The following is a 23,131-nucleotide window of genomic DNA, read 5'->3' as shown; positions in this document are numbered from 1 at the left end:
TGCACAATTGGTTGGCATGACCGGCAGCAGTATGCAGAGCAGATCCCATATACGGAAGAACAGATTCCGGATGCGAACAAGGCAGGCCAGCCCGAAGCCCAGCCATGCCGGACCGAAGATCAGTGAAGACGTCCCACCGGGAAGACGGGCGTTGGCTCAGATGCTGATCATCTTGTACCAGCAGCTGGGCAGCCGCCTGAAAGAAGTGGCTGAGGCACTGGCGCCGCGCGGATACAAGAAAAACGTCAGCGATCTCTCTCGTTATTGGAGCGGGCAACGCGTTCCCCAGCAGGGGTTCGTCATCGCGCTGCACCAAACCGCTGCTGAACAGGCCGGAGGGGAAGACAAGCTGGGCATCTCGCGGGACGACGTACTTGAGGTGTATGCCGCAGCCGAGCAGCGGCCTTGCCAGGTCTGCCCGGACCTGCACCACAGGATCCGCCGTCTGCGGAGCAGACACCGCCGCTTGATGCGCGCTAACCAGCATCTCCTTGAGTCAAGGGCCGGCCTAGAGGCGGAGTTGGCCGATGCACGCAAGGGAGCGGCACTGCTGCCGGTCCCCCCTTCGCACGGGGACCGGCAGCAGAGTGCGTACGACGTGGCCGCCGCGACGCAGATTGCGACCATGGCAGAAAGGTTCGACAGTCAGGAGAGACCCGGGAACGTTGTCGCCATGCTGAGACAAGCCGCAGAGGTACTTACTCCCTTGGAGAGCGCTGCTTCCCTCGCCGTTCTCCGGCAGGAGCACCAAGACCAGATTGCCGACACCCTGATTCAGATCTACGGGCGCGACCAGCCCGAAAAACAGGTGATCCGGGCGGCACTGGAACTCCATGAGTACGGCATGCCTGCTGATGCCGGCGCGATGCTCCGTGCTGCCGCGCGCTGACGCGCCGGCACAGTGAATATCACGCGGCCTCTGCCTCGAAGTGGGTCTGGGCGCGGTCGAGGATGTCGTCAGGATCCAGGCCTTGTGCCCTCAGCCAATGGAGCATGTCCAGAATCAGGCTGGTCGCTGACTCCTCCAGCACCGCGCGATGGGTGAGCCATGCGGCCGGGCTGCCGACTGCCAGTCCGTAGGTCTCCATCACCGTCGTCACGCGCTGGATGCGGCGGCGGGTTTCGTCCAGGGCCAGCGGCAGTTCGCACCACACCGCCTTGCCGACCGTCGTGCGAACCGTACCCCAGGTGGTCGAGAGGGCTCCAAGGATTTGCAGGCCGCGGCCGGATTCCTCGTCGCAGGCGGGGTGGAGGTGCTGCGGCTCCTTGCCGCTCTTGTCGTGCAGTTCCATGCGGAGCTGGCTCGGGCCGGCGTCGAGAACGAGAGTCGCCACGGAGCCCTGGCCTACGTGTTTGATCACGTTCGACGCCAGCTCGGTGGCGATCAGCTGCGCCTCCTCGGCCAGCGCCGACATTCCCCAGGCGGTGAGTTCGGCCTTCACCGCTCGACGTAGGTTGACCAGTTCGGGTGGTTCGGCCCCGAAGGGGACGATACAGCGGCGTGGTTGGGGGTCGGTGACTGAGTAGCGAAGCATGGCCACACTCCTTGTGCACTACGTCAGTGCTGCGCCCGGTCGTGTCCGTACGACCGCACTGCGTAGTCTCGCTGATGCGAGTATGGCACTGGGAAGTCTCTACATGTAACTTCTCACGGACTCTCGAAAGGGTGAATCCGGTGGTGTGGCAACTTCAGCCGCCCATAGCCTTGTTGCCGCTGGTCCCGTCGTGGCCAGCTCGGAGGGAGAGATAGCCGTCATGCCAGCGCGGGCCACTACTCGTCGGCGCCAGCTCGGCGTCATGATGCGCAAGCTCCGGGCCCGTAAGGGAATGACGCTGGAGGAGGCAGGTCAGCTCGTCGGGGTCTCGAAAGCGACCGTCAGCCGGTACGAGACACAGGAAGGGCCTGTGAAGTGGCCCATCGTGGACGCGTTGTGCCGTGAGTACGGAGCGAGTGAGGCGGAGCGGAAGGCCGTGGTCGGCCTGGCCAAGGACGCGAAGCGCCAGGGGTGGTGGACCTCCTTCGCGGATTCCTTGCCGGAGAGCATGAACCTGCTGTTCACGTTGGAGGACGAGGCGGCTCGGGAGGATCACTTCGCCTGCCTGTACGTGCCGGGGCTTCTGCAGACTCGCGTCTATACGGAAGCGGTGCAGCATGCCTCGGAGATGCGTCTGTCTGCGGAAGAGATCGAGCGGCTGGTCGACCTTCGGATGAAGCGGCAGGAGATTTTGAGCCGACCGAAGCCACCACACCTGTGGGCCATCCTCGATGAGTCCGTGATCCGGCGCGTGGTCGGTTCGCGTGAGGTGATGCGGGAACAACTGGATCACTTGCTGCGCGCCAACGAGTCACCCGACATCACGCTCCAGGTCCTGCCGTTTGCCAAGGGCGCGCACTCAGCGGCTATGGGGAGCTTCGTGATCCTCGGGGGTGCCGAGCCCTCGCTGGACGTCGTGTACGTCGACATCCACGTCGGTTCGCTCTTCATGGAGAAGGACGAGGAACTGGAGCGCTACCGGGTCGCGTTCGACTACCTTCGCGCTCAGGCGCTGGACATGGCCTCGTCCTCCGCCCTCATCGAACGCGTCCGTGAGGAGATCTGATGCGCGAGCCCTGCATATCCGACAGAGACGGTGGCTGGTTCAAGTCCTCCTACAGCGGTGCCGGCAACACCGAATGTGTCGAAGCTGCTTTCCGTCCGGGTTCGACCGTCGTGCGGGACTCCAAGGATCCGGGCGGATCCGTGATCGGGGTCTCGCACCGGGCGTGGACGGACTTTGTGACAGCCCTGCGGGATGGGCAGTTGGGTTGAGGTCCGTTTTCGCGAAGATCTGACCGTCTCCTTCGTACCTCGATCTGACTGCCCTAACAAGGCCGCTTGCCCGGGGCAATGGCTGCGGACGATCATTCGGGGATGAGAGCCGAGGTGCGGGCGTTCGTTGCCGATGGGCCGCTTCCCGATGTGGGGGCGAGTGGAGAAGAGATCGACAGGCGCGTCGAGCAGCTGGACGCGATCCCGAGACCGGTCACGGCCGAGGAGGCCAGGGCTCTGGCCGACTCCTTTGGGCCGGACGACTGCCATGGCGTCGCCTGGACGCTGCTGCACCTCATCGAGACGGGCCCGAACCCCGTCCTCACCGTCAAGCCGGAGCCGGACGCCAACGAATGGCACGACCGTCTCTGGATGCGGGCCTTGAATGCGGGGCTCGTGGAGGGAGGCTGACGGGCCGGCCACGGTTCCCCGTGTCTGCTGCGTAGGGTCGGGGCGAGGAGATCCTTCAAGTGGGAGGTATGGGGATGGCTGGAGTGCCGGCGGGGGTTGTGGCCGCGGGTGGGTTGGTTGGGGGGTATTCGGTGACTCGGTGGACCAAGCGGCGGCCCTTGGGTGGGGTTGCCCTTGCGGCTGCCGGGGCGGTGGCCGCTCGGGGGTGGCGGGAGAAGGCCGGGAACGGGACCGCCGCCACGCTCAGTGCGGCGTACGTCGCCGCCTTCGCCGGGTCGCATCCGCTGGCGAAGAAGATCGGGGCCTGGCCGTCCGTCTTCGCCGTCGCCGGTGGCGTCGCCCTCGCGTCCTGGGCCCTTGCCGATCGGCGGTAGGGGTCCTGGGTCGTAGGTAGCGGTTCGCGTACGTGCGGGGGGCTCAGGCGGGCGGGGCTTGTGGCCCGCCCGCCGGCTTCCGATCAGTCCGATGCCGACGTCAGCAGGTCCAGTTCCGGCTGGGTCAGCTTGAGGTCGATTGAGGCCAGGAGGGCGGGGAGCTGGTCGGTGGAGCTGGCGCTGGCCAGGGGGGCCACGACCGTGGGCTGGGCGAGGAGCCAGGCCAGGGCGACCGTGGCGGGCTCGGTGCGGTGGTTGGCGGCGACGTCGTCCAGGGCGGCGAGGACCTTCTGGCCGCGCTCGGTCTCCAGGTGCTTGGCCGCGCCCGTGGAGCGGGGGCTGTCGACGGCCGTGCCCGGGCGGTACTTGCCGGTGAGGAAGCCGGACGCCAGGGAGTAGTACGGGATCGTCGCCAGGTCGTGGCGGGCGGCGACCTCGGACAGCTCGCCCTCGAAGGTGTCGCGCGAGACCAGGTTGTAGTGCGGCTGGAGGGCGACGTAGCGGGCCAGGTTCTCCCGGGTGGAGAAGGTCAGCAGTGCCTCCAGGCGGTCCGCGCCGACGTTGGACGCGGCGATCTCGCGGACCTTGCCCTCCCGGACCAGCTCGTCCAGGGTGGTGATGATCTCCTCCACCGGGACCGACGGGTCGTCGTAGTGGGTGTAGTAGAGGTCGATGTAGTCGGTGCGCAGCCGCTGGAGGGACTCCTCGACGCCCGATTTGATGGCGGACGAGGTCAGCCCGCGCGGCTCCGGGGCGCCGCCGCCCACCTTGGTGGCGAGGACGATGTCGGAGCGGTTGCCGCGGGAGGCGAACCAGTTGCCGAGGATGGTCTCGGACTCGCCGCCCTCGTTGCCCGGTACCCAGGCGGAGTAGACATCGGCGGTGTCGATGAAGTTGCCGCCCGCCGCCACGTAGGCGTCGAGCACCCGGAAGGACTCGGCCTCGTTCGCGGTCCAGCCGAAGACGTTCCCGCCGAGGGAGAGCGGGAAGACGGACAGGTCACCGATCTTCTGTGTGTTGTCAGCCATACGTCTCTACAACGGTTGGCCGGGCGGGGTTGTTCCGGCCCCGGCCCCATCGATCGGCACCTGAACCGGCGGCCCTGGCGTCAAGGGGGGAGAGAGCGCCAGGGCCGCCGGGGTATCAGGGGTTCAGCCCGTGCTGGCGCAGCCAGGGCATCGGGTCGATCGGCGAGCCGCCGCCCGGCCGGACCTCGAGGTGGAGGTGCGGGCCGGTCACATTGCCGGTGGCGCCGACACGGGCGATGACATCGCCCGTCGACACCTTGCCGGAGGTGACCACCATCGAGGACAGGTGGCAGAACCAGAGCTCGGTGCCGTCGCTCATGGTCAGCACGATGCGGTAGCCGTACGAACCGGCCCAGCCCGCCTGGGTGATGGTGCCGCCGTGCACCGCCTTGACCGGGGTGCCGGTCGGGGCGGCGAAGTCCTGGCCCGTGTGGTTGGCCGACCATATGTCGCCCGCCTGGCCGAAGCTGGCGGTCAGGGTGTACGAGGCGACGGGGAGGGTGTACTGGGCGGCGAGCCTGGCCTGGCGCTCGGCCGCGGCCTTCTTCTCGGCCGCCTCCTTCGCCCGCTGCTCGGCGGCCCGCTTCTCCGCCTCGGCCTTGGCCTTCCGCTTGGCGGCCGCCTCCGCGGCCTGGTCGGCCGCCTTGTCCGCGGCGGCCCTGGCCTCCTTGGCGGCGGCCTGCGCCGCGGCGGTGCGGCTGTCCTCGTCCGCCGCGTTCTGCTGGTTCTCGGCCTGCTGGAGGATGCGGGCGCGGAGCGCCTCGCCCGCGTCGGTGGTGCCGCGCTGCTCGTCCTCGCTGGTCAGACCGGCCTGGGAGAGCGGGGCTGCGGCGGTCTGCGCGCCGCTGCTGTCGTCCGACGCCCAGGAGCCGATGCCCGGCAGGTCCTTGGCGGCGGGCAGGCTGGCCTTGACCTGATCGGCGACATGGCCGAGGTCCGGCATGGATATGGGGAGCTGGGGACGGTCCTTGGCGCTGGCCATACCGCCCGCACCGACCGCCGCGATCACGCCGACCCCGAGGACGGCGCCGCTGCGCGCCATGGTTCCGCCGCGCTGCTTGGCCACGCGGTGCCGGCCGCGTACGGGAGCGATGGACTCCTCGGTGGGGTTCCACTCCTCCCAGGTCTCGGCCTCGAATCCGGCACCCGGGCCCTCGGAGGCGCCCTCATCCGCGTAGCGGTCGTCGGGGGCGAAACCGTATGGGTCGTATGAGTCGTCGGGGGCGAATCGGCCGTCCCCTGAGCTCATCCCGCCACCGGCGTCGAAGCCGGGGCCGTAGGCGGTGGCGGTCCCCAAACCGCCTCCCCGTGTGCGATACGGGGCCTCGGCCAGGACAGACCTGTTGGACGCCACGGAGGCGCACTCCTTTCCTTCCCTCTCGCCTACCGGGTTAGCTGACGGGTTCGGAGCAGGAAGGTCTCCTACGGGTCAGGTTCGACCCGATTCACCCCAAGGTGTTGGTTCCCCGGTTCCCTTGGTGCTGCTGGTGGTGCGGTACTGCCGCTGTGCGTACGGGATTCGGCGACGGCGCACGGTGCCGCCCTTGCGACGGTTGTGACGACCGCGCTGCGTTATCGAACGTTAATAGAGAGCGCGATGTGATTCCAAGCTGTTCCGAGGAATCCGCGCACCTTTGGCATGAACTTAGCGCTCAAGGAGGGACAGATGGGGGCGAGTCGACGCGCGGGGCAAGAGTTGGCAAAACCGCATACGGATCGATCGTGCATCAATTGTTATGCGGAGGGAGCTCGGTCGGTTACGCAGGGTGTGCGGTGCGGTGCGCCGGGGTACGGTGCGCCGGGGTACGGTTGGCCGGTCGGCTAGGAGGGCGTGGGGTTCGGCCTGTTATCGCCCCCACCGGGGCCCCCACCGCTCTCTCGCCCGTTGTCCCGCCTGTTGTCCCCGTTGTCCCGTCCATTGCCGCGGGCCCGCGTCCGACGGACCGCCAGCAGCGCCATGTCGTCCGACGTCCCGCCACCCGTATGGCGCTCGACATCGGCCACCAACACGTCCAGCAGCTCCTGCGGACCGGCGAAGCGGCGGCCGCGCAGCCGCTCCTCCGGGTCATAGAACTCGCCATGGCGGTCCCGGGCCTCCGTGACCCCGTCCGTGAACAGCAGCAGCGTCTCGCCCTCCGCGAACGCCAGCTCCATCACCCGGTCCGGCCAACCCGCCAACTCCCCCATCCCCACCGGCAGCGCCGACGCCTCCGGCTCCAGGGCGCGCACCGCGCCGCCCTCCTCCAGGAGCAGCGGCGCCGGATGGCCGCGGTTGATCAGCCGCAGGGTGGAGCCGCCACGGGGAATTTCGGCCACCACGGCCGTCGTGAACCCCTCGGCCACCTCCAGGTCGGCCCGCCGGGCACCCTCGCGCTGCAACGCCCGCTCCAGGCGGCCCACGAGCGCCTCCAGGGTCGTCTCCTGCTCCGCGGCCTCCCGGAAGCAGCCCAGGAGGATCGCCACGACCTCCACGGCCCCCAGCCCCTTGCCGCGTACGTCCCCGACGGTCAGCCGTACGCCGTGCGGGGTGTCCTGGACCGCGTACAGATCACCGCCGATCGCCGCGTACTTCTCCGCCGGTACGTAGCGCGCGGCGATCTCCAGCCCGGCGAGCCGGGCGGGCGGCGCGGGCAGGACGGCGCGCTGGGCCGCCTCCGCGACACCGCGCGCCGAGGCGAGCCGGTGGTGGCTGCGGCGTACGACGCGGTTGATCACCACCGCCAGCACGGTCACGGTCGCCACCGTGATGATCTCGGTGGCCGCCTGGGTCGGGTCCCTGACCCCGTGCAACTCCGCCAGCAGACAGGTGGTGAGGACGGCGACGACGGCCGTGCCGATGGTCTGACGCAACGGTAAGAGCGCCGCGGCGACCAAAGGGGCGGCGGCGAAGAACGGCGAGGCGGTGTAGCCGGGCGGGGCGGCCAGGTCGAAGGCGATGCCGCCGAGGACGAGGACGGCGGGGACCCAGCGGGCCATACGGCGGCCCGGGGGCTCCTTACCGTTCTCATCGGCCGGAGCGGGCCCCGCGGTGGGCCCGGCGGACGCGTCGGTGGCGGCACCCGCCGCGGCACCGGCCGCGGCACCGATGTCGATGAGCGTACGGACGCGGGTGGTGGGGCGGCGGCGGGCGAGCGGGCGGGTCAGCCGGGGCCAGGCCGTACGCCGCTCCGTAACGCCCTCCGTACGGGCGCCCGTACGAGCCCTGCTCCCTCGCACCCGCACCGGCTTCTCTCGCTTCCCTGGTCCGCGTCCCGCCGCCGTCACGGCGTCCCGCCGCCGTCACAGCGTTACGGCGGCATCGTCGTCACGGGGTCACCGTCGTCACCAGGCTTCCGGCTGACGGGCCGCCAGGCGAGCCGGTGTCGGCCAAGCGGGTGCTCGGTGGGTGGGATGGGAAGGATGGGGATGGGAAGGGTGGGGATGGGAAGCGTCAGATACCGCGCACGTCAGAGGTCGACGCCCAGCGCGCGGGCGTGGCGGTCCGCCGCGAGCTCCGCCGAGACCTCGTCGAGGTACACCTCGCACACCAGCCGGCCGTCCCGGGTCAGGTTGTGCTCCAGCTCCCACAGCACGATCTCGTCCCCTCCGGCGAGGAGGAAGGCGTGCTCATAGAAGCGGCACCAGGTCGCGTCGGGACCGCCGGAGCGGCGCCGGGGCTTCGGCGCGAGGGCGATGTCATGGGCGAACGCGGTGGCCAGCAGCCGCTCGGTGTCCTCGCCCGGGCGGTCGGGGTTCTCCGCGCGGCGCAGGACGCGACGGGCGTGGTCGGCCGAATTGTCGGCCACATACGCACGGGAGTTCTCCACCGGCTCGGCCGTGTGCAGCAGCTGGTCCGGGAGCCACAGCGGTAACCCGTCGAGCTCCTCCCAGCGGGCGCCGCCGAGGCGCTCGTGGACGCGGCGCTCGGCCAGCGTCAGGGCGTCCTCGTCCGCGTAGAGCTCGTACAGCGGGCGGCCGCCCTCGCCCGTGTTGTGCTCCAGTTCCCACAGCAGCAGGCTGCTGCCGTCGGGGAGCAGGAAGACATGCCGATAGGTGCTGTACCCGAGCTGGCCGCACCGCTCGTTGCACTGTCGACAGGACCGCAGCTCGGACTGGTGCATCAGGGCGCTCCGCGCCTGGGCCAGCACCGCCTCGCCGATCTCGAAGCCGTTCTGCGCACGGGCGAGCAGCCCGTCCATCAGCTCGGCAGGGGTTCCGTCCCCTCGTGAGTGCCCCATGTCTCTCCTCCCGCCTCCCGGCGTTGATTCGCCGCGCCCCCCGGGCGACCACCTCGCGCACTTAGCGTAGCGGCGTGAACACGCGCCGCGCTGCGGTTCCGCGAAGCTGTCGGTGTGACTGTGCCTCACTCACTCCTGCGTCGTAGAGCCTGGATGTATCACTCGTCCGACCGGTCGAACAAGTGCGGGGGCCGGGGGCGGGGTGATCCGGCCGTTCGGCGTGGGGCCGTCCCCCAGCCGCCTTCCGGCCGTCTTCCGGCCGTCCCCCGGCCGCCTTCCGGCTGCCACGTGGCCATCGGCGCTCCACCGCCCAGCCACCACACCGTCACCGCACCGCCATCGCCCGGCCGTTGCCCGACAATCGTCCGGCTGCTGCCCGGCAATCGTCCGGCCGTCGAGCGTCCGGGGATCACCGCCGTGCCACCGCCTCGCCCCTCGGCCGGGAGGCCGCCCCACCGCCGCCCGGCAGCCGCCCTCCCCCTCCTCATAAAAGGGATTCGGATTCCGCTGGGCCAAATGGAGCTCGCATTGGTCCCCCTTAGCGGGATTCTCGGATAACACGCACCGGAAGAGCCGCACTATGCCGGACGGGTGAAGCTGACTGGCGGCCCGAAGCCTTAACTGATGAGCTTCGTTGTGTCATGCGTCCGTGAATTCGCGGAGCAACCCAGACGGAGGATTTAAGTGAACATCGGCAAGAAGGCAGTTCTTCTGACCGCGGCCGCCGGCGCTCTGGTCATCGGTGGCGCGGGCGGTGCCCTGGCCAACAACAACGACGACTTCATCGTGCAGCTGAACCACTGCGACACGGCCACCGGTGCCACCACCAACACCGCGGGTGCCGCCCCCACCGGCGACATCAACATCGGCTCGGACTGCATCAACTTCACCAACACCAGCGGTTCGGTCATCCAGTCCAACGACTGCGACACGGCCACCGGCACGACCCTCGTCACTGGCGGTGCCGCCCCGACGGGCGACCTCAACATCGGCTCCAACTGCGCGAACATCGCCGTCGACGACGACAGCGTCCACCGCTACTGAGTCGCTGACCCTTTCATGGTGTTCCCTCCCGCGGTAACACCATGAGGCATCCCCCCGTTGGGAATCGCGGCCCTGGAAGCCTCCCTTCCAGGGCCGCTGCCATGAAAACGGCTTTTCGGTGACGGTGCTGAGCGCGCCGCGCCCGAAGCCCGATTGGAGGCTCTTTATGCACAAGCGCAAAAGGACGGCGCTTCTTGCGGCGACCGTGGGCGCGCTGCTCATCGGCGGTGCGGGCGGAGCCGACGCCGCCGAACCCGGTCCCAGCCGCTCGGCCGGCGCCAACGGCGGGACGCAGAGCAATCGCTGCACCACCAGTTCCGTCATCGGCACCATCACCGTGGCGGCCGGCCCGACCGAGATCAGCAATCAGACCGACTGCGTCAACACCGCCGAATCGGGTGTGACGACGCAGGAGAACCGCTGCCGTACCCACTCCGTCATCGGTCCGATCACCGTCGCACTGGCTCCCGGATCCGAAATCAAGAACGGGACCAACTGCGTCAACGTCAGCAAGTCGGGCGGGGTCACGAGGCAGACCAACGACTGTCGCACCACCTCCGTGACGGGCCCGATCACGATCGGCCCCGGCTCCGACGTCACTACCGAGACCAACTGCGTCAATGCCGCCGGCGCCGACCCCGAGAACGGAACTCAGGGGAAGAGCGCGAGCGGCAAGAAGAGCGGCAAGAGCGGTGGCCAGGGAAACCGTCAGCGGTCCTGAATCATCGAACCCCCGGATCTCACCATCGAACTCCGGAGACATCCGCTCACCATGAACGCGGCCTTGGGGAAATTATCCCCGGGGCCGCGTTCATTTTTTCGTTTCCACGGACGACTGAATATACCTTTACTGTGGCGGATGGGTGATGCTTCGCCTATTCCCGGATCCAGGCCTCCGGAAATATCGTTCAAGAGGTGTCTGCGGATTATTCGCGGAGAACCCGATATGGAGGCACCAGAACAATGCAGATCGGCAAGAAGGCAGCTCTCATGGCCGCGGCGGCCGCGGGCACAATGGTGGTCGGCAGCGCCGCTAGCGCGAGTGCCCATGGCCTCTTCCCGCAGTCCAGCGGGGCTCAGCGAAACCTCTGTGACACGGCCATCGGCACCACCACCAACACCGGCGGTGCCGCGCCCACCGGCGACATCGACCTCGGCTCGGACTGCATCAACTTCACCAACAACGCCGACTCGGTCGTCCAGGCCAACGAATGCGACACGGCCACCGGCACCACGCTGATCACCGGCGGTGCCGCCCCGACAGGTGAGGTCAACCTCGGCTCCAACTGCACGAACATCGCCCTCGACGAGCCGGACCCGGTCGTGGTCGTGCACAAGGACCCGCCGAAGAAGCACCACAAGGCCAAGGACCCACACAAGGCCAAGAAGCACCACAAGGCCAAGTCCTCGCACAAGGCCAAGGACCCGCACAAGGCCAAGGACCCGCACAAGGCGACGAAGCACCACAAGGCCAAGGCCAAGAAGAAGGACTGCAAGCACTGACGGTCGAGCAGGCGGTCACGCAGGCGGCGCCCCGGAAGAACAGCTTCCGGGGCGCCGCGGCGTTCAGCCGGGTCGTTTTGGCGGTCGTCACGCTTCTTTCAGCATCCCGCGAGGGCCGGTACGCACTGGTTCGGGTTGTTCCCGGTGACCGTGGTCGCGGAGAGCGTGATCGAGCCGCCGTCGGTGAAGATCCCACCGCCCTGGCCGCCATTGGCCGTATTGCCGGTGACGGTGTCACCGATCATTTGTGTGGTGCCCGCGTGCTGGAAGACACCGCCGCCATTCAGCGTGGCGGTGTTCCCGTTCACCGTGGTGGCCAGCACCCGCAGTGCGCTGCCCATATTGGCGATACCGCCACCAAAACTGCCGGCGGTGTTCCCGTCAACCCGGCTGCCGCTGATCGTGAAATCTCCGACCGCGGTGGAGATTCCGCCGCCCTCGAAGTTGGTGGTCCTGTTCCGCGCGATCCCGACAGCGCTCAGCAGCGTCGTCCCGAAGTTGCTGACGCCGCCGCCCGAGCTGTCCGCGGTATTGTCGGAAATATTCCCGCCCGAGACGCTGAGGGTGGCCGACGTATTGATGTGAATACCGCCACCGTCGCCCGCGGAATTGTGCGTCACATCCGTACCCGAAAGCACCGCCGAGCCGCCCGAGGCGATCTCGATGCCCCCGCCGACGTTGCTCGCGGTATTGCCCGTGACGGTGGACTGGATCAGCCGCAGCGAGCCCCCGTCCAGGATGCCGCCGCCGTCGGTGCCCGCCCCCGAGGTCGCCCGGCCGCCCGAGAAGGTCACGCCGTTGACCGTAAGGCTTCCGCCGGGCGCGATCTCCGCGATCCGGAAGTCCGCCGCCGACGCACTGCGTCTGATGGTCGCCAGGGTCCCGCTGATGGTCACGTCACGGGTGATGAGCGGCAGTCCGTCAGCGCCGTTGGGGCCGGTGAACGCCGCGGAGCCCAGCGTGTACACACACCCCGTGGTCAGGGCGACGGACCCGCCCGAGGGCGAGCTGTTGGCCTCGCTCACCGCGTTGACCAGCGCCGCCGTGTCCCCGCAGGGCACCGGGGCCGCCTTCTCACCCTCCTTACCGCCGCCTCCCTTTCCTTCGGCGGACGCCGGAGCGGAGACCGCCCATGCGGATACCGCCAGCGCCATGACGGGGATCAACCCCCGGATCGTTGTCGCGAGTCGCACGAGGAGTCTCCTTAAGCGTTACCGAGCAGCGGGCCAGACGCAGCAGGTTCAGGCTCTTCGCTCGAGTACCGTTCGGCATCCGCTCAAGCGCCGGTCGAGTGAGACTCGATCTTCTGTACGACGGGGGTGGGAACCCCCTGGTCCCGGGGTGCCGAAGACAGCGCGACGGGACCCTCGGGAACGAGGAAACCGCAGGTCACCAATGGCGCCTGCGGTTTCAGAGGTGGGTCATCAGGGGCTCGAACCCTGAACCAATGGATTAAAAGTCCACTGCTCTGCCAATTGAGCTAATGACCCGCACCCCCGCAGCATAGCTCGGCGAGGGGCCAACACCCGAGCCAATACCCTCCGGGAGCGAAAGGCCGTGCAACAGCGTGGTGTTGCACGGCCCTCGGCACGGCCCGGTCAGCCGTTGCGCGCGGCTCGATCAGCCGTCGCGCACGGCCCGATCAGCCGCTGCGCACGGCCCGATCAGCCGTTGCGCTTCCAGCGCGGCTTGTCGGCGCGGCGGTCGAAGGACCGGTCGTGCGAGCTGTGGGAACGCTCGTACGAACGGCCGCCGGTGGCACCGCCCCGGTGGTCGTCACGGCGGCCCGGACGGTCGTCGCGACGGTCGCGGTTGAACGGACGGTCCCCGCCACGGTGGTTGTGGTCGCGGCGCTCGAAGGAGCGGCCACCACGGTCGTTGTTGTCCCGGCGGTCGCGGCCGAAGCCACGGTCGTCACGGCGCTCGTACGGACGGCTGCCGCCACGGTCGTCACGGCGGTTGAAGCCGCCACGGTCATCCCGGCGGTCGCGGCCGAACGAGCGGTCGTCACGGCGGTCCCGGCCGAAGCCACGGTCGTTGTCCCGGCGGTCGTTGTCCCGGCGGTCCCGGTCGCGGTCGCGGCCGAAGCGGTCGTCCCGCCGGTCGTCACGGCGGTCATCGCGCCGGTCATCGCGCCGGTCGCGGTTGAAGCCGCGGTCGCGGTCGCCGTCCCGGCGGTCGTACGAACGGCCGCCACGGTCGTCCCGGCGGTTGAAGCTGCCACGGTCGTCGCGCCGGTCATCCCGCCGGTCGCGGTTGAAGCCGCGGTCCCGGTCGCCGTCCCGGCGGTCGAAGGAACGGCCACCACGGTCGTCCCGGCCCCGGTCGTTGTCCCGGCGGTCGTACGAGGAGCGGCGCGGCGCCTCGCCGTCACCCGCGCCCTCCGCCGACTCCGCGCCCTTCACGTTCACGGCGGGCACGGTCGCGGGCTCCGCCGTACGCTGCGCGGGCAGCGTCACAGCGGCGGCCTCGACCACCGTCTCCGTCCCGGTGCCGGTGCCGGTGCCGGTCCCGGCCTCGGCCGCGGTCCCGGCCGCGGACTCCGCCGGTGCCACGGTCTCGCCGCGCTCGCGCGCCACCCGCGCGGACAGCCGGTCGGCCTCCTCGCGGAGCTCGGCCGCGCGCCGCTGCGCCCGCTCCAGCTCCCGGCTGAGGTCCTGCGCCTCGCGCTCGGCCTGCTTGGCCGCGTTCGAGGCCGCCTCCGCCTGCACCTCGGTGAGCGAACGCGCGCCCGTGATCTTGGCCACGTCCTCGTCGAAGGCGCCGCCCCCGCCGACGATGTGGCGCGAGGCGTCGACGCCCGCGTCCTCCATCAGCCGGAAGATCTGGCGGCGCTGGTGCGGCAGGGCCAGCGAGACGACGGTGCCGCTCTGGCCCGCCCGGGCCGTACGGCCGGAGCGGTGCAGATAGTCCTTGTGGTCGCCGGCCGGGTCCACGTTCAGCACCAGGTCGATGCCGTCGACGTGGATACCGCGCGCGGCGACGTCCGTGGCGACGAGCACATTGACGTACCCGTCCTTGAAGTCGGCCAGGGTGCGGGTGCGCGCGCCCTGCGTCATGCCGCCGTGCAGCGCGTCGGCGCGTACGCCCGCGTCACACAGCTGCTCGGCGACGCGGTCGCAGCCCAGCTGGGTGCGGACGAAGATGATCGTGCGGCCCTTGCGCGCCGCGATGGCGGCGGTGACCGGCGCCTTGTCCTTCGGCTTCACCACGAGGACGTGGTGGGTCATCGTGGTCACCGCGCCCTGCGCCGCGTCGACCTCATGGGTGACCGGGTCGACCAGGTAGCGCTTCACGAGGGTGTCGATCTCGTTCTCGAGCGTCGCGGAGAACAGCAGCCGCTGGCCGCCGGCCGGCACCAGGTCGAGGATCTCGGTGACCTCGGGCAGGAAGCCCATGTCGGCCATCTGGTCGGCCTCGTCGAGGACCGCGATCTGCACCCTGTCCAGGGACGCGGCACCGCGCTCGATGATGTCGCGCAGCCGGCCCGGGGTGGCGACGAGGATGTCCACGCCGCGCTCCAGCGCGTAGATCTGATTGCCCATCGAGGTGCCGCCGCAGACGACCTTGAGCTTGAGGCCGAGCACATCGCCGTACGGCTGGAGCGCGTCGCTCACCTGCATCGCGAGCTCGCGGGTCGGGGTGAGGATCAGCCCACGGGGGCGCTTCTTCTCGGTGTGGCCGCCGGCCAGCGTGGTCAGCAGCGGAAGGCCGAACGAGAGGGTCTTGCCGGAGCCGGTACGGCCGCGGCCGAGGATGTCCTTCCCGGCCATGGCGTCGGGGATGGTCGCGGCCTGGATCGGGAAGGGCGTGGTGACGCCGTTCTGCGCCAGCTTGCGGACGATCTGCTCGGGGAGGCCGAGGTCGGCGAATGTGATGTCGGGCGCCTTAGGGGTGTCGGGGGCTTCCGTGGCGGCTTGCTCGTCCTGCTCCGACGGCTCGAACGGCGCGGCCGGGGCGGTCAGCTCGCTCAATTCGCCCGACTCTTCGTGAGCGGGCATGACGGCGTGATCAGTGGAAACGGACATGCGAAATGCGAAACCTTCCGGAGTCTCGGCACGCGCCCAAACTCCGTGTGTTGTCGCAAACGACCGCCTCTATGCGGTCAGCCACGGGATGGCAAGGAACGCGCCTCGCGGCGCACTTCTACGAGGCGCCGGGCAAATGGGATCAAACGATCTACCACCATACGCACCTCCACCCCTCAAGAGCAAATTCGCTCCATCCGCGCTGGCCGGCGACGGCTGGGGGCTGTCCGGTGGGCCCATGCCGTGGGCCTGTGGGCGTATCCCGTGGACCCGTGGGCCTGCCCTGTGGGCCCGTGGCCTATCCCGCGGGCTGGTCCGATGGGGAGGCGGGCGCGGTCGGCGGCTCGGCGTCGGTCGGCTTGGGGTCCGGCGCGGTCGGCGGCGGGCTCGAAGGCCGGGGCGCGGGCGGCGCGTCGGGCGGGGTGGCACCACCCGGCTGCGGCGGGGCGGAGGGGGCCGGGCGGTGACGCGAATCACCCTTCTTACCGGGCGGAGCCGAGGGCTCGTCCTCGGGGTCGGTCGCGGAGGCCGAGGCCGACCGGTCCTCGCCGTCCTTCTTCTTCCCCTTCTCCCCCTTCTTCCCCTTCCCGTCCTTCTCGTCCTTCTCGTCCCGGTCAGAGTCCGCGTACGGCCGCCCCCTGCCGTCGGAGCGCACCACGGCGCCGCCCGTGTCCGCCGCCTCGCCCTTCTGGTGGGAGCCGCGGTGTTTGTCCGGCCGCTCGGGGTCGTCGGAGATGCTCATGCAGCCGCCCAGCGCCATGGCGACGGCCACGAGCGCCGCGACCGCAGCCCCGCGTACGGCGGCGCGGGGCACGCGCCGGGAGGTGCGGGGGCTCCCGGGAGAACGGGGGCTCCGGGGGCTTCGGGGGCTCCGGGGGGAACGGGCGGTGCGAGGAGCGGGGGATCCGGGCACGGGAGATCCGGGCATGCGCGGGACACCTCCAGACGGCAGGGATGTGACGCCCTGCCCAACTGGCCCCGGCCCGCCCAGGACACGCTTGCGGTACGGACCCGGCCCGTCCCGTAGACCGCGCGTCCGGCGTCGGTCGTAGGCGGGGGCGGATGGGGGCGGATGGGGGCGGAGGCGCATGTGGGCGGATAGCGGCCGGCGGGCCCGGGGCCGCCGGACGGGGTCAGCCGTACCCGAGCGCGTGCAGCCGCGCGTCGTCGATCCCGAAGTGGTGCGCGATCTCGTGGACCACGGTCACCTCGGTCTCCTGGACGACGTCCTCCCGCGTCTCGCTCAGCCGCAGCGTCGGACCCCGGTAGACGGTGATCCGGTCCGGCAGGACGCCCGCGTACCACTCACCCCGGTCGGTGAGCGGCGTCCCCTCGTAGAGCCCGAGCAGCTCGGGATCGTCCGTGGGTGGCTCGTCCTCCACGAACACGGCGACGTTGTCCATGAGCCGTGTCAGCTCCGGCGGGATCCGGTCCAGCGCCTCGGCGACCAGTTCCTCGAACTCCTCGCGCGTCATCTCCAGCACGAGGCCATTGTCAGGCAGCCGGGCCCGGAAAGGAGCCGTCGGCGCCGAGGTATCCGCGCCGGACGCCCCCGGCCGCCTCCGACCGCCCGGCGCACCGCCACCCGGACCGCCACCCCGGACCGCCACCCGCACCGCCACCCGGCGCCGACCCACCCCCTGCCCGCACCCCTGCCTCGCCCCGCGCCGCCCAGGCATACGCCCCCGCGCGGACGGGCATACGGGAGCAATGGCCCGCGAACCGCTCCGGCTGCTCCGTGCCACCGCTCAGCGCGCGGGCACCGCGGCCGTCTCCCCTCTTCGCCGCATCCGCCGCACTTCTCGCCGCTTCCGCCGCCCGTCTCCTCACCGCCTCCTCCGCCGCCCCTCGCAGACCCCCTCCCCCGCCGCTTCCCCCAACCGCATGCCCGCGTCGTTCGACCCCGCGCCGTTCGACCCCACGGCGCTCGATCCCACCGCCCCCGCCCGCCCCCTCGTCCGCGCCGCCGGGCTGGCCGCCGTGACCGTCCTCGGCGCCTGGATCGGACTGCTGGTGGTCGGCAGCGTCCACATCTCCGTGGGCCCGATGGACACGCGGATGGCGCTGCGGCCGTCCCTCACCGGCGGCACCAAGATCAACGTGGCCCCGCTGGGCGCGCTCGAGCTGAACAGCCACCACGCCCCGCTCCGCCTGGACGTGGACGTGGACCGGCTGGACCCCATCCGGTCCCAAGCCCTCGTCGACCACCCCGAGCGGCTCTCCGGACTCCAGGACGAGGTCGCGGGCGACATCACCCGCGGCACCCTCGGCCTCGCGGTCCGCTCCTGCGTCGCCGTGGTCTTCGGCGCCACCGCGCTGGGCCTGGCGGTCTACCGCCGCCCGCGCCGGGCGCTGGCCGCCGGAGGGCTCGCGCTCACGCTGCTGACCGCCTCCGGGGGTGCCGTCTACGCCACGTGGAACCCGAATTCCGTACTGGAGCCGCGCTACTCCGGGCTGCTCTCCAGCGCCCCCTCGGTGGTGGGCAACGCGCGCAGCATCGTGACCGACTTCGACGTCTATCAGCGGGAGTTGGCCCGGCTGGTGACCAATGTCACCCAGCTCTACGAGGCGACCTCGACGCTCCCCGCGTACCAGCCCGATCCGACCACCATGCGGGTGCTGCACATCTCGGACGTCCATCTCAATCCGGCCGCGTGGCACATCGTGCAGTCGCTGGTGCGGCAGTACAAGGTGAACGTGATCATCGACACCGGCGACACGATGGATCACGGCACCTCCGCCGAGAACGGCTTCCTCGACCCCGTCTCCGACCTCGGCGCCCCCTATGTCTGGGTGCGCGGCAATCACGACTCGGCGTCGACCCAGCGCTACCTGGCCAAGCGCAAGGGGGCGCATGTCGTGGACAACGGCGATGTGGTCACCATCGCCGGGCTGCGGGTCGCGGGCATCGGCGATCCGCAGTTCACCCCCGACCGGTCCGCCGCGGCGGCCGGTGACGCGGCCGAGCACAGCGCCGGACGGCAGCTCGCCGAGGCGATCCGGGACCGCGAGGCCACCGGCGCCCCGGTCGACATCGCCCTCGCCCACAACCCGATCGCCGCCCGCGAGACCGACGGCACCGTGCCGCTCGCCCTCACCGGCCATGTCCATCACCGCCGTACGGAGGTGCTCCCCGGCGGCACCCGGCTGATGACCGAGGGGTCGACGGGCGGCAGCGGGCTGCGCGCGGTGGACGACGGCACACCGGACACGGTGCAGGCGTCGGTCCTCTATCTGGACCGGGACACGCGACGGCTCCAGGCGTGGGACGAGATCGATCTGGGCGGTCTGGGCCTGGCGAAGGCCGAGGTCAGCCGTCATCTGCCGGCCGAGAATCGCCCGGGCGCGACACCGACGCCCACCACTCCGTAAACCGTTTTGGCGAACCTCACCGGCATCCCATATGCTTCTCGCGTCCCCGAAAGCGCCGCGAGGCGCCCAGGTGGGCCATCGGCCCTCATCGTCTAGTGGCCCAGGACGCCGCCCTTTCAAGGCGGTAGCACGGGTTCGAATCCCGTTGGGGGCACCACCTTCTTTGAGTCACCGCAGGTCGAAACGTACCTGCCGGTGACTTTTTTCATGCGCGCCGCACGCGCCGCACGCGCCGCACACAACGCCCCTGCGGCTCCCGCGCCTCCCGGAATGCCTCCCTCCCCCACGCGGTTGTACATACGCAACGGCACGGCACCGAATCCGCCGCAGGCCCCACGCGAGGGAGCGCAGATGACCGTCCAGGACGTCGACCGGGTGAGCTTCGCCGAGGAGTGGGAGCGCTGGCACCGCGCCCATGAGCAGGCGCTCGCCGACCCCCACGGATTTCTCGCGATCACCAGCCTGCACTGGCTGAGCCCGGAACCGAGCCGCTTCGAGGACGCGCCCGGGGCCTGGTCCAGCGGCCCGGAGGGCGTGGTGGTCGAGCTCGCCGACGGCGAGGAACTGACGATCGACGGCACGGCGGTGCACGGTCGGTACGTCTTCGGCGCGATCGCCGAGCGGGCCAGCCTGTACGCGGGGTACGGCGACGCGGTGATCGAGATCGCCAAGCGCGGCGGCCACGACATCGTCCGCCCCCGCCACCCCGGCAACCCCCTCCGCACGGACTTCACCCGCACCCCCACCTACGCCCCCGACCCCCGCTGGGTCCGCCCCGGCCGCTACCTCCCCTTCGACGAGCCGCGCGCGATCACCGTGGGCGCCGTGGCGGAGGGTCTTGAGCACGTCTACGACGCACCCGGGCAGGTCGAGTTCGAGCTGGACGGCGAGACGTTCCGGCTCACCGCCTTCAACGGCAAGCGGCCCGGTGCCCTGATGGTGCTCCTCACCGACGCGACCTCCGGCGTGACCACGTACGCCGCGAACCGCTCCCTCCAGATCGACGCCCCCGACGAGACCGGCCGCGTCACCCTCGACTTCAACCGCGCCACCAACCTCCCCTGCGCCTACACCGACCTCGCGACCTGCCCCCTGCCACCCACCGAGAACCGGCTGCCGGTCGCGATCGAGGCGGGCGAGAAGATCCCCCTGGAACGCGGCGGCCGCCCCTGATCCGGACCGAGACGGAGAGACCTCCGCCCGAGCCCCGGCCCGCCCGGTGACCCGCCCGGTGAGCGGTCAGAACACGGCCGGAGTTCTGATACGCTGATCCAGCGACAACGACGCGGCGGAGAAAAATCAAGGCCCCGGTTCGAAGATCGCGAGGAGTGCGAATCCACCACGGGAAATCCCGTTGGGAGCGCACCCCACATGTGCGAGACTCGTGCTCGTACACGCAAGGTCCTGTGGAGCAGTTTGGAGTGCTCGCCACCCTGTCAAGGTGGAGGCCGCGGGTTCAAATCCCGTCAGGACCGCTGCGGCTGGGTAGCTCAGTTGGTACGAGCGTCCGCCTGAAAAGCGGAAGGTCGCCGGTTCGACCCCGGCCCCAGCCACCACAGCCCTCACCAGGGCACACGCCCTCTCCGAAGATCATCGGAGAGGGCGTTTTCGTGCCCGTGACATCACCTGGTGGACTGGCAGCACAGCCCGGCGGCGCAGCGCTCCGGGCTTTTGCGCTGCGCGTCGCATTCGAGTGCGTCAGCTACACCCCTGCCGCCCGACGTCCACAGACGACCATTTCCAAGATCCTCCGCACCGGTTCCCCGCGGTGAACAGGCAATTCAAGACTTTGCCAAGGTTCCTCTCCAAGCCTGGCTGCCACGGTCGTGCCTGACCGAGCCCCTCGCTGGGACGGACACAGCCGTCACCGTGACCAATGGAGGTAACCATGCAGACACGCCGTCTTCTGGCCGGCGCCGGCGCCGCCGCAGCCGTCGCACTCGGCCTCGTGGGCACGCCGAGCGCCCAGGCCGCCACCGACGCCGCCGCTGTCACGTGCGGCAACGCGTACTGGCCGCACACCAACGACGATCCCTTCGGCGGCAGAGTGAGCAAGTCCTCCCCCGCCGCCATCCACACCGGACCGTACGGCGACTGCACCACGGTGGGACATGTCTCTCCGGGCGCCTGGGTCGAGTACGACTGCTACGTCACGAACGACCTCGGCCACACCTGGACGTGGGTCAGAGACGAGAACAACAGGAGCCTCGGCTGGATCTACGACAAGTACCTGGACGACGGGGGCTCCAACTTCCGTTGCGGCTGAACGTCCGAGGGCGGCCAGCTACGGCCGACAACGACGGACGGGCCCCCTCCCGGTGCATCCGGAGGGGGCTTCTTCGTTGCCCGTGACGTCCACGGCACGCACCGTAAGAGCCCTGGACCAGGAAGTGACATGCTGGGCACCGCGTCAACGGAGGGGAGTGGGTTCATGCGGTGGACCGTCCATGGCGAACGGCAGATCTACAGCAACCCTTGGGTGAACCTGTGGCTGGTCGACGTACAGCAGCCGGACGGACGCCGCTGGGAACACCACGTCGTACGCATGCGACACCTCGCCGTCGCCGCTGTGGTCGATGACCACAAGCGCGTCCTGATGATGTGGCGCCACCGGTTCATCACGGATTCCTGGGGCTGGGAACTGCCCATGGGGCTCATCGAGCCCGGCGAGACCCCGGAGCAGGCCGCCGCCCGCGAGGTCGAAGAAGAGACCGGCTGGCGGGTCGAGGCGATGAAGCCCTTGGTGTACGCGCAGCCCGCGAACGGGATCACCGACTCCGAGCACCATGTCTTCCGCGCCGATGGGGCCACCTACACCGGGCCGCCGACAGAGCTGAACGAATCGGACCGGATCGAGTGGATCCCCCTATCAGAGATAAGGGGGATGATCGACCGCCGCGAGATCGTCAGCAGCGGCAGTCTGGTCGGCCTGCTGTATCTGCTGCTGGACGAGGCCACCAAGAGCGCCGGCTAGCCAAGTGACTCTCGCATCCGCTGCTCGAACCTGATCACCGGTGCCTCACGGGCGTACGGGGCCAGACGGCGGTGGAATTCATGGAGATGCCCAGCGACTCGGGGAGAGTCGATCACGCTGCTGAGCTCGAGTGCGAGTCCGGCGCTGTGACATGCGTCGCCGAGCTTGCCCTGCTCGAGCTGGGTGCTGGCGAGCCAGAAGGCGTGCAGGGCCCGTCCGCGCTGCTGTCCGGACGTTTCCCGGCGCAGTCCCTCGGCGATGAGGGGTTCGGCCCGTGGGGCCTCGCCAAGCCGGGCCAGTGCGATTCCCGTGTCGACGATGAGCTTGGTCTCGTCGAAATAGCGCACCCAGGAGGGCGCCTCGTCCGTCCGGCCGCGTGCGCATTCGAAGGAGTCGCGGGAACGGTCGATGGCCTGATGGCAGGCGGAGGCGTCGCGAAGGGTGGCGTGGGCGAACGCTTCGCGCAGGTGCAGCATGGACATCACCAGAGGCTGGTCACCCACTGCCCGGGTGACGTCCTGAGCCTTGCAGGCGAGAGTGATGGCCTCTGCCGGATTGCCGTCATAGGTGGCATGCAGGCTCATACAGGACAGCACATTGGCCACGAAGAGACGATCTTCCTGCTCCCGCGAGAGGCTGAGGGCCTGGCCGAAGTAGATACGTGCCGTGCTGTACTGACAGGCGTCGAAATACGCCCAGCCCGCAAGGCGGGCCAGCTCCGCGGCGAGGGACCGCAGGTCCCGGCCCAGTGCATCCCCGGCATGCCGCATTACCTGCGTTACGTAGGTGAGGCTTCCGACGACCGCGGGCCGCAGTGGCGCACCACCGTGCTGGTCGTCCCGACGCCAGTAGTCCTCCACCGAGGAGCGCAGCGCGGCGAGCGTGGAGCGGGTGACCTGTGAGTCGGCCAGTGGCAGTAGGTCATCCAGGCTTTCCCCAGCAGCAGGACCTGTAGCCGTTGCCCCCGGTGCAAGCCGTGGCCCGGTCACCTGGCTCCGCTCGCTCTCCGGAGCCGATGCGGGAATCTCCCAGGGCCGATGCGCCAGGCCCAGCATCGCACCGGGGATGCGCAGCCCGTCGGCGACTCTCTCGATCACATCGATGTGGGCCAGACCACGACGTCCAGCCATGATCTCGCCGACCCTGCTGGGTGTCATGCCGCAAAGGGCGGCGATGCGCGAGGGATAGATCCCTGCCTTGAGCTTGACCAGCTGGAAGATGCGGGTGAAGTCGCGTTTCTGGCATGCGTCCTGCCACTCAGGGCTGGCCAACAAGGCTGCTGGCAGCAGTCGATGAGGCTGCGGTGCGGACACTCGTGCCCCTCTCCCTCGTCCCGCGGCATCAGGCTGTGCGAGCGGTCAAGCCCTGAT

22 protein-coding genes, 4 tRNA genes and 1 riboswitch are annotated in these 23,131 nt (G+C 69.8%); of the genes, 15 read left to right on the top strand and 11 right to left on the bottom strand.

The features are described from left to right. Nucleotides 1-16: 16 nt before the first annotated feature. Complete coding sequence (locus ACT2CW_RS05145; RefSeq protein ID WP_445515636.1) at nucleotides 17-889, top strand: hypothetical protein; 873 nt, start codon at nucleotides 17-19, stop codon at nucleotides 887-889. A gap of 19 nt (nucleotides 890-908) precedes the next feature. On the opposite strand, the gene ACT2CW_RS05140 is transcribed toward ACT2CW_RS05145, so the two are convergent. Beyond that, the gene (locus ACT2CW_RS05140; RefSeq protein ID WP_445515635.1) at nucleotides 909-1,535 is read right to left on the bottom strand and encodes an ATP-binding protein; all 627 of its coding nucleotides are present in this window, start codon (nucleotides 1,533-1,535) and stop codon (nucleotides 909-911) included. Between the two features lie 220 nt (nucleotides 1,536-1,755). Between ACT2CW_RS05140 and ACT2CW_RS05135 the strand changes: the two genes are divergently transcribed. The 4 genes from ACT2CW_RS05135 to ACT2CW_RS05120 all read left to right on the top strand — a co-directional run bounded on the left by ACT2CW_RS05135 (nucleotide 1,756) and on the right by ACT2CW_RS05120 (nucleotide 3,595). Next, entirely contained in the window at nucleotides 1,756-2,601 is an 846-nt protein-coding gene (locus tag ACT2CW_RS05135; protein WP_445515634.1) for a helix-turn-helix domain-containing protein, read from the top strand. Then, nucleotides 2,601-2,810: a DUF397 domain-containing protein gene (locus ACT2CW_RS05130; protein ID WP_445515633.1), complete on the top strand. Its 210-nt coding sequence runs from the start codon at nucleotides 2,601-2,603 to the stop codon at nucleotides 2,808-2,810. Before ACT2CW_RS05135 ends, ACT2CW_RS05130 begins: the two co-directional genes overlap by 1 nt. A gap of 102 nt (nucleotides 2,811-2,912) precedes the next feature. After that, nucleotides 2,913-3,221, top strand: coding sequence for a hypothetical protein (locus tag ACT2CW_RS05125; protein ID WP_445515632.1), 309 nt, complete (start codon nucleotides 2,913-2,915; stop codon nucleotides 3,219-3,221). A 74-nt stretch (nucleotides 3,222-3,295) separates the two neighbouring features. Then, nucleotides 3,296-3,595, top strand: a complete 300-nt coding sequence (locus ACT2CW_RS05120; RefSeq protein ID WP_445515631.1) for a hypothetical protein — start codon at nucleotides 3,296-3,298, stop codon at nucleotides 3,593-3,595. Nucleotides 3,596-3,678: 83 nt separating this feature from the next. Here the strand turns inward: ACT2CW_RS05120 and ACT2CW_RS05115 are convergent, their stop codons facing one another. From ACT2CW_RS05115 to ACT2CW_RS05100, 4 genes are all read right to left on the bottom strand, one after another. After that, complete coding sequence (locus ACT2CW_RS05115) at nucleotides 3,679-4,623, bottom strand: aldo/keto reductase (RefSeq protein ID WP_445515630.1); 945 nt, start codon at nucleotides 4,621-4,623, stop codon at nucleotides 3,679-3,681. Nucleotides 4,624-4,738: 115 nt separating this feature from the next. Then, nucleotides 4,739-5,977 carry a M23 family metallopeptidase gene (locus ACT2CW_RS05110; protein ID WP_445515629.1) on the bottom strand — a complete coding sequence of 413 codons (1,239 nt, stop codon included), beginning with the start codon at nucleotides 5,975-5,977 and terminating at the stop codon, nucleotides 4,739-4,741. An 11-nt stretch (nucleotides 5,978-5,988) separates the two neighbouring features. Next, nucleotides 5,989-6,123: riboswitch (cyclic di-AMP (ydaO/yuaA leader) on the bottom strand. A gap of 321 nt (nucleotides 6,124-6,444) precedes the next feature. Continuing rightward, nucleotides 6,445-7,845 (bottom strand): PP2C family protein-serine/threonine phosphatase, encoded by a 1,401-nt coding sequence (locus ACT2CW_RS05105; protein WP_445515628.1) that lies wholly within the window; start codon nucleotides 7,843-7,845, stop codon nucleotides 6,445-6,447. Between the two features lie 224 nt (nucleotides 7,846-8,069). Then, a complete protein-coding gene (locus ACT2CW_RS05100) occupies nucleotides 8,070-8,840 on the bottom strand; it encodes a DUF6227 family protein (protein ID WP_164432580.1) in 771 nt (256 codons plus the stop codon). A gap of 684 nt (nucleotides 8,841-9,524) precedes the next feature. On the opposite strand from ACT2CW_RS05100, the gene ACT2CW_RS05095 reads away from it, so the two are divergent. From ACT2CW_RS05095 to ACT2CW_RS05085, 3 genes are all read left to right on the top strand, one after another. Beyond that, nucleotides 9,525-9,884 (top strand): hypothetical protein, encoded by a 360-nt coding sequence (locus ACT2CW_RS05095; protein WP_445515627.1) that lies wholly within the window; start codon nucleotides 9,525-9,527, stop codon nucleotides 9,882-9,884. A gap of 118 nt (nucleotides 9,885-10,002) precedes the next feature. After that, nucleotides 10,003-10,605, top strand: coding sequence for a hypothetical protein (locus tag ACT2CW_RS05090; RefSeq protein WP_445515626.1), 603 nt, complete (start codon nucleotides 10,003-10,005; stop codon nucleotides 10,603-10,605). 242 nt (nucleotides 10,606-10,847) lie between these two features. After that, nucleotides 10,848-11,387, top strand: a complete 540-nt coding sequence (locus ACT2CW_RS05085) for a hypothetical protein (RefSeq protein WP_445515625.1) — start codon at nucleotides 10,848-10,850, stop codon at nucleotides 11,385-11,387. A gap of 98 nt (nucleotides 11,388-11,485) precedes the next feature. Here ACT2CW_RS05085 and ACT2CW_RS05080 read toward each other — a convergent pair whose 3' ends face one another. The 5 genes from ACT2CW_RS05080 to ACT2CW_RS05060 all read right to left on the bottom strand — a co-directional run bounded on the left by ACT2CW_RS05080 (nucleotide 11,486) and on the right by ACT2CW_RS05060 (nucleotide 16,899). Continuing rightward, nucleotides 11,486-12,580, bottom strand: coding sequence for a right-handed parallel beta-helix repeat-containing protein (locus ACT2CW_RS05080; protein ID WP_445515624.1), 1,095 nt, complete (start codon nucleotides 12,578-12,580; stop codon nucleotides 11,486-11,488). A 224-nt stretch (nucleotides 12,581-12,804) separates the two neighbouring features. Continuing rightward, nucleotides 12,805-12,877 (bottom strand) — tRNA-Lys (locus ACT2CW_RS05075). Nucleotides 12,878-13,051: 174 nt separating this feature from the next. After that, a complete protein-coding gene (locus tag ACT2CW_RS05070; protein WP_445515623.1) occupies nucleotides 13,052-15,415 on the bottom strand; it encodes a DEAD/DEAH box helicase in 2,364 nt (787 codons plus the stop codon). Between the two features lie 298 nt (nucleotides 15,416-15,713). Continuing rightward, entirely contained in the window at nucleotides 15,714-16,229 is a 516-nt protein-coding gene (locus ACT2CW_RS05065) for a hypothetical protein (protein ID WP_445515622.1), read from the bottom strand. 319 nt (nucleotides 16,230-16,548) lie between these two features. Continuing rightward, nucleotides 16,549-16,899: a metallopeptidase family protein gene (locus ACT2CW_RS05060; protein ID WP_037953306.1), complete on the bottom strand. Its 351-nt coding sequence runs from the start codon at nucleotides 16,897-16,899 to the stop codon at nucleotides 16,549-16,551. A gap of 226 nt (nucleotides 16,900-17,125) precedes the next feature. On the opposite strand from ACT2CW_RS05060, the gene ACT2CW_RS05055 reads away from it, so the two are divergent. The 7 genes from ACT2CW_RS05055 to ACT2CW_RS05025 all read left to right on the top strand — a co-directional run bounded on the left by ACT2CW_RS05055 (nucleotide 17,126) and on the right by ACT2CW_RS05025 (nucleotide 21,761). Further along, nucleotides 17,126-18,787 (top strand): metallophosphoesterase family protein, encoded by a 1,662-nt coding sequence (locus tag ACT2CW_RS05055; RefSeq protein ID WP_445515621.1) that lies wholly within the window; start codon nucleotides 17,126-17,128, stop codon nucleotides 18,785-18,787. A gap of 81 nt (nucleotides 18,788-18,868) precedes the next feature. Beyond that, a tRNA-Glu gene (locus ACT2CW_RS05050) sits at nucleotides 18,869-18,944 on the top strand. A 194-nt stretch (nucleotides 18,945-19,138) separates the two neighbouring features. Then, nucleotides 19,139-19,960, top strand: a complete 822-nt coding sequence (locus ACT2CW_RS05045; protein WP_445515620.1) for a DUF1684 domain-containing protein — start codon at nucleotides 19,139-19,141, stop codon at nucleotides 19,958-19,960. Nucleotides 19,961-20,187: 227 nt separating this feature from the next. Then, nucleotides 20,188-20,262 (top strand) — tRNA-Asp (locus tag ACT2CW_RS05040). Between the two features lie 4 nt (nucleotides 20,263-20,266). Further along, nucleotides 20,267-20,343: transfer RNA gene (locus ACT2CW_RS05035), tRNA-Phe, on the top strand. Nucleotides 20,344-20,675: 332 nt separating this feature from the next. Continuing rightward, nucleotides 20,676-21,053 (top strand): hypothetical protein, encoded by a 378-nt coding sequence (locus ACT2CW_RS05030; protein WP_445515619.1) that lies wholly within the window; start codon nucleotides 20,676-20,678, stop codon nucleotides 21,051-21,053. 165 nt (nucleotides 21,054-21,218) lie between these two features. Continuing rightward, a complete protein-coding gene (locus ACT2CW_RS05025; RefSeq protein ID WP_445515618.1) occupies nucleotides 21,219-21,761 on the top strand; it encodes an NUDIX hydrolase in 543 nt (180 codons plus the stop codon). Here ACT2CW_RS05025 and ACT2CW_RS05020 read toward each other — a convergent pair. After that, on the bottom strand, nucleotides 21,758-23,074 hold the full coding sequence (locus ACT2CW_RS05020; protein ID WP_445515617.1) for a hypothetical protein: 1,317 nt from the start codon (nucleotides 23,072-23,074) through the stop codon (nucleotides 21,758-21,760). The genes ACT2CW_RS05025 and ACT2CW_RS05020 overlap by 4 nt on opposite strands. Between the last annotated feature and the right edge of the window lie 57 nt (nucleotides 23,075-23,131).

It is taken from the genome of Streptomyces sp. NEAU-174 (genome assembly GCF_052665095.1).
This window is presented reverse-complemented; position numbering and strand designations above follow the sequence as displayed.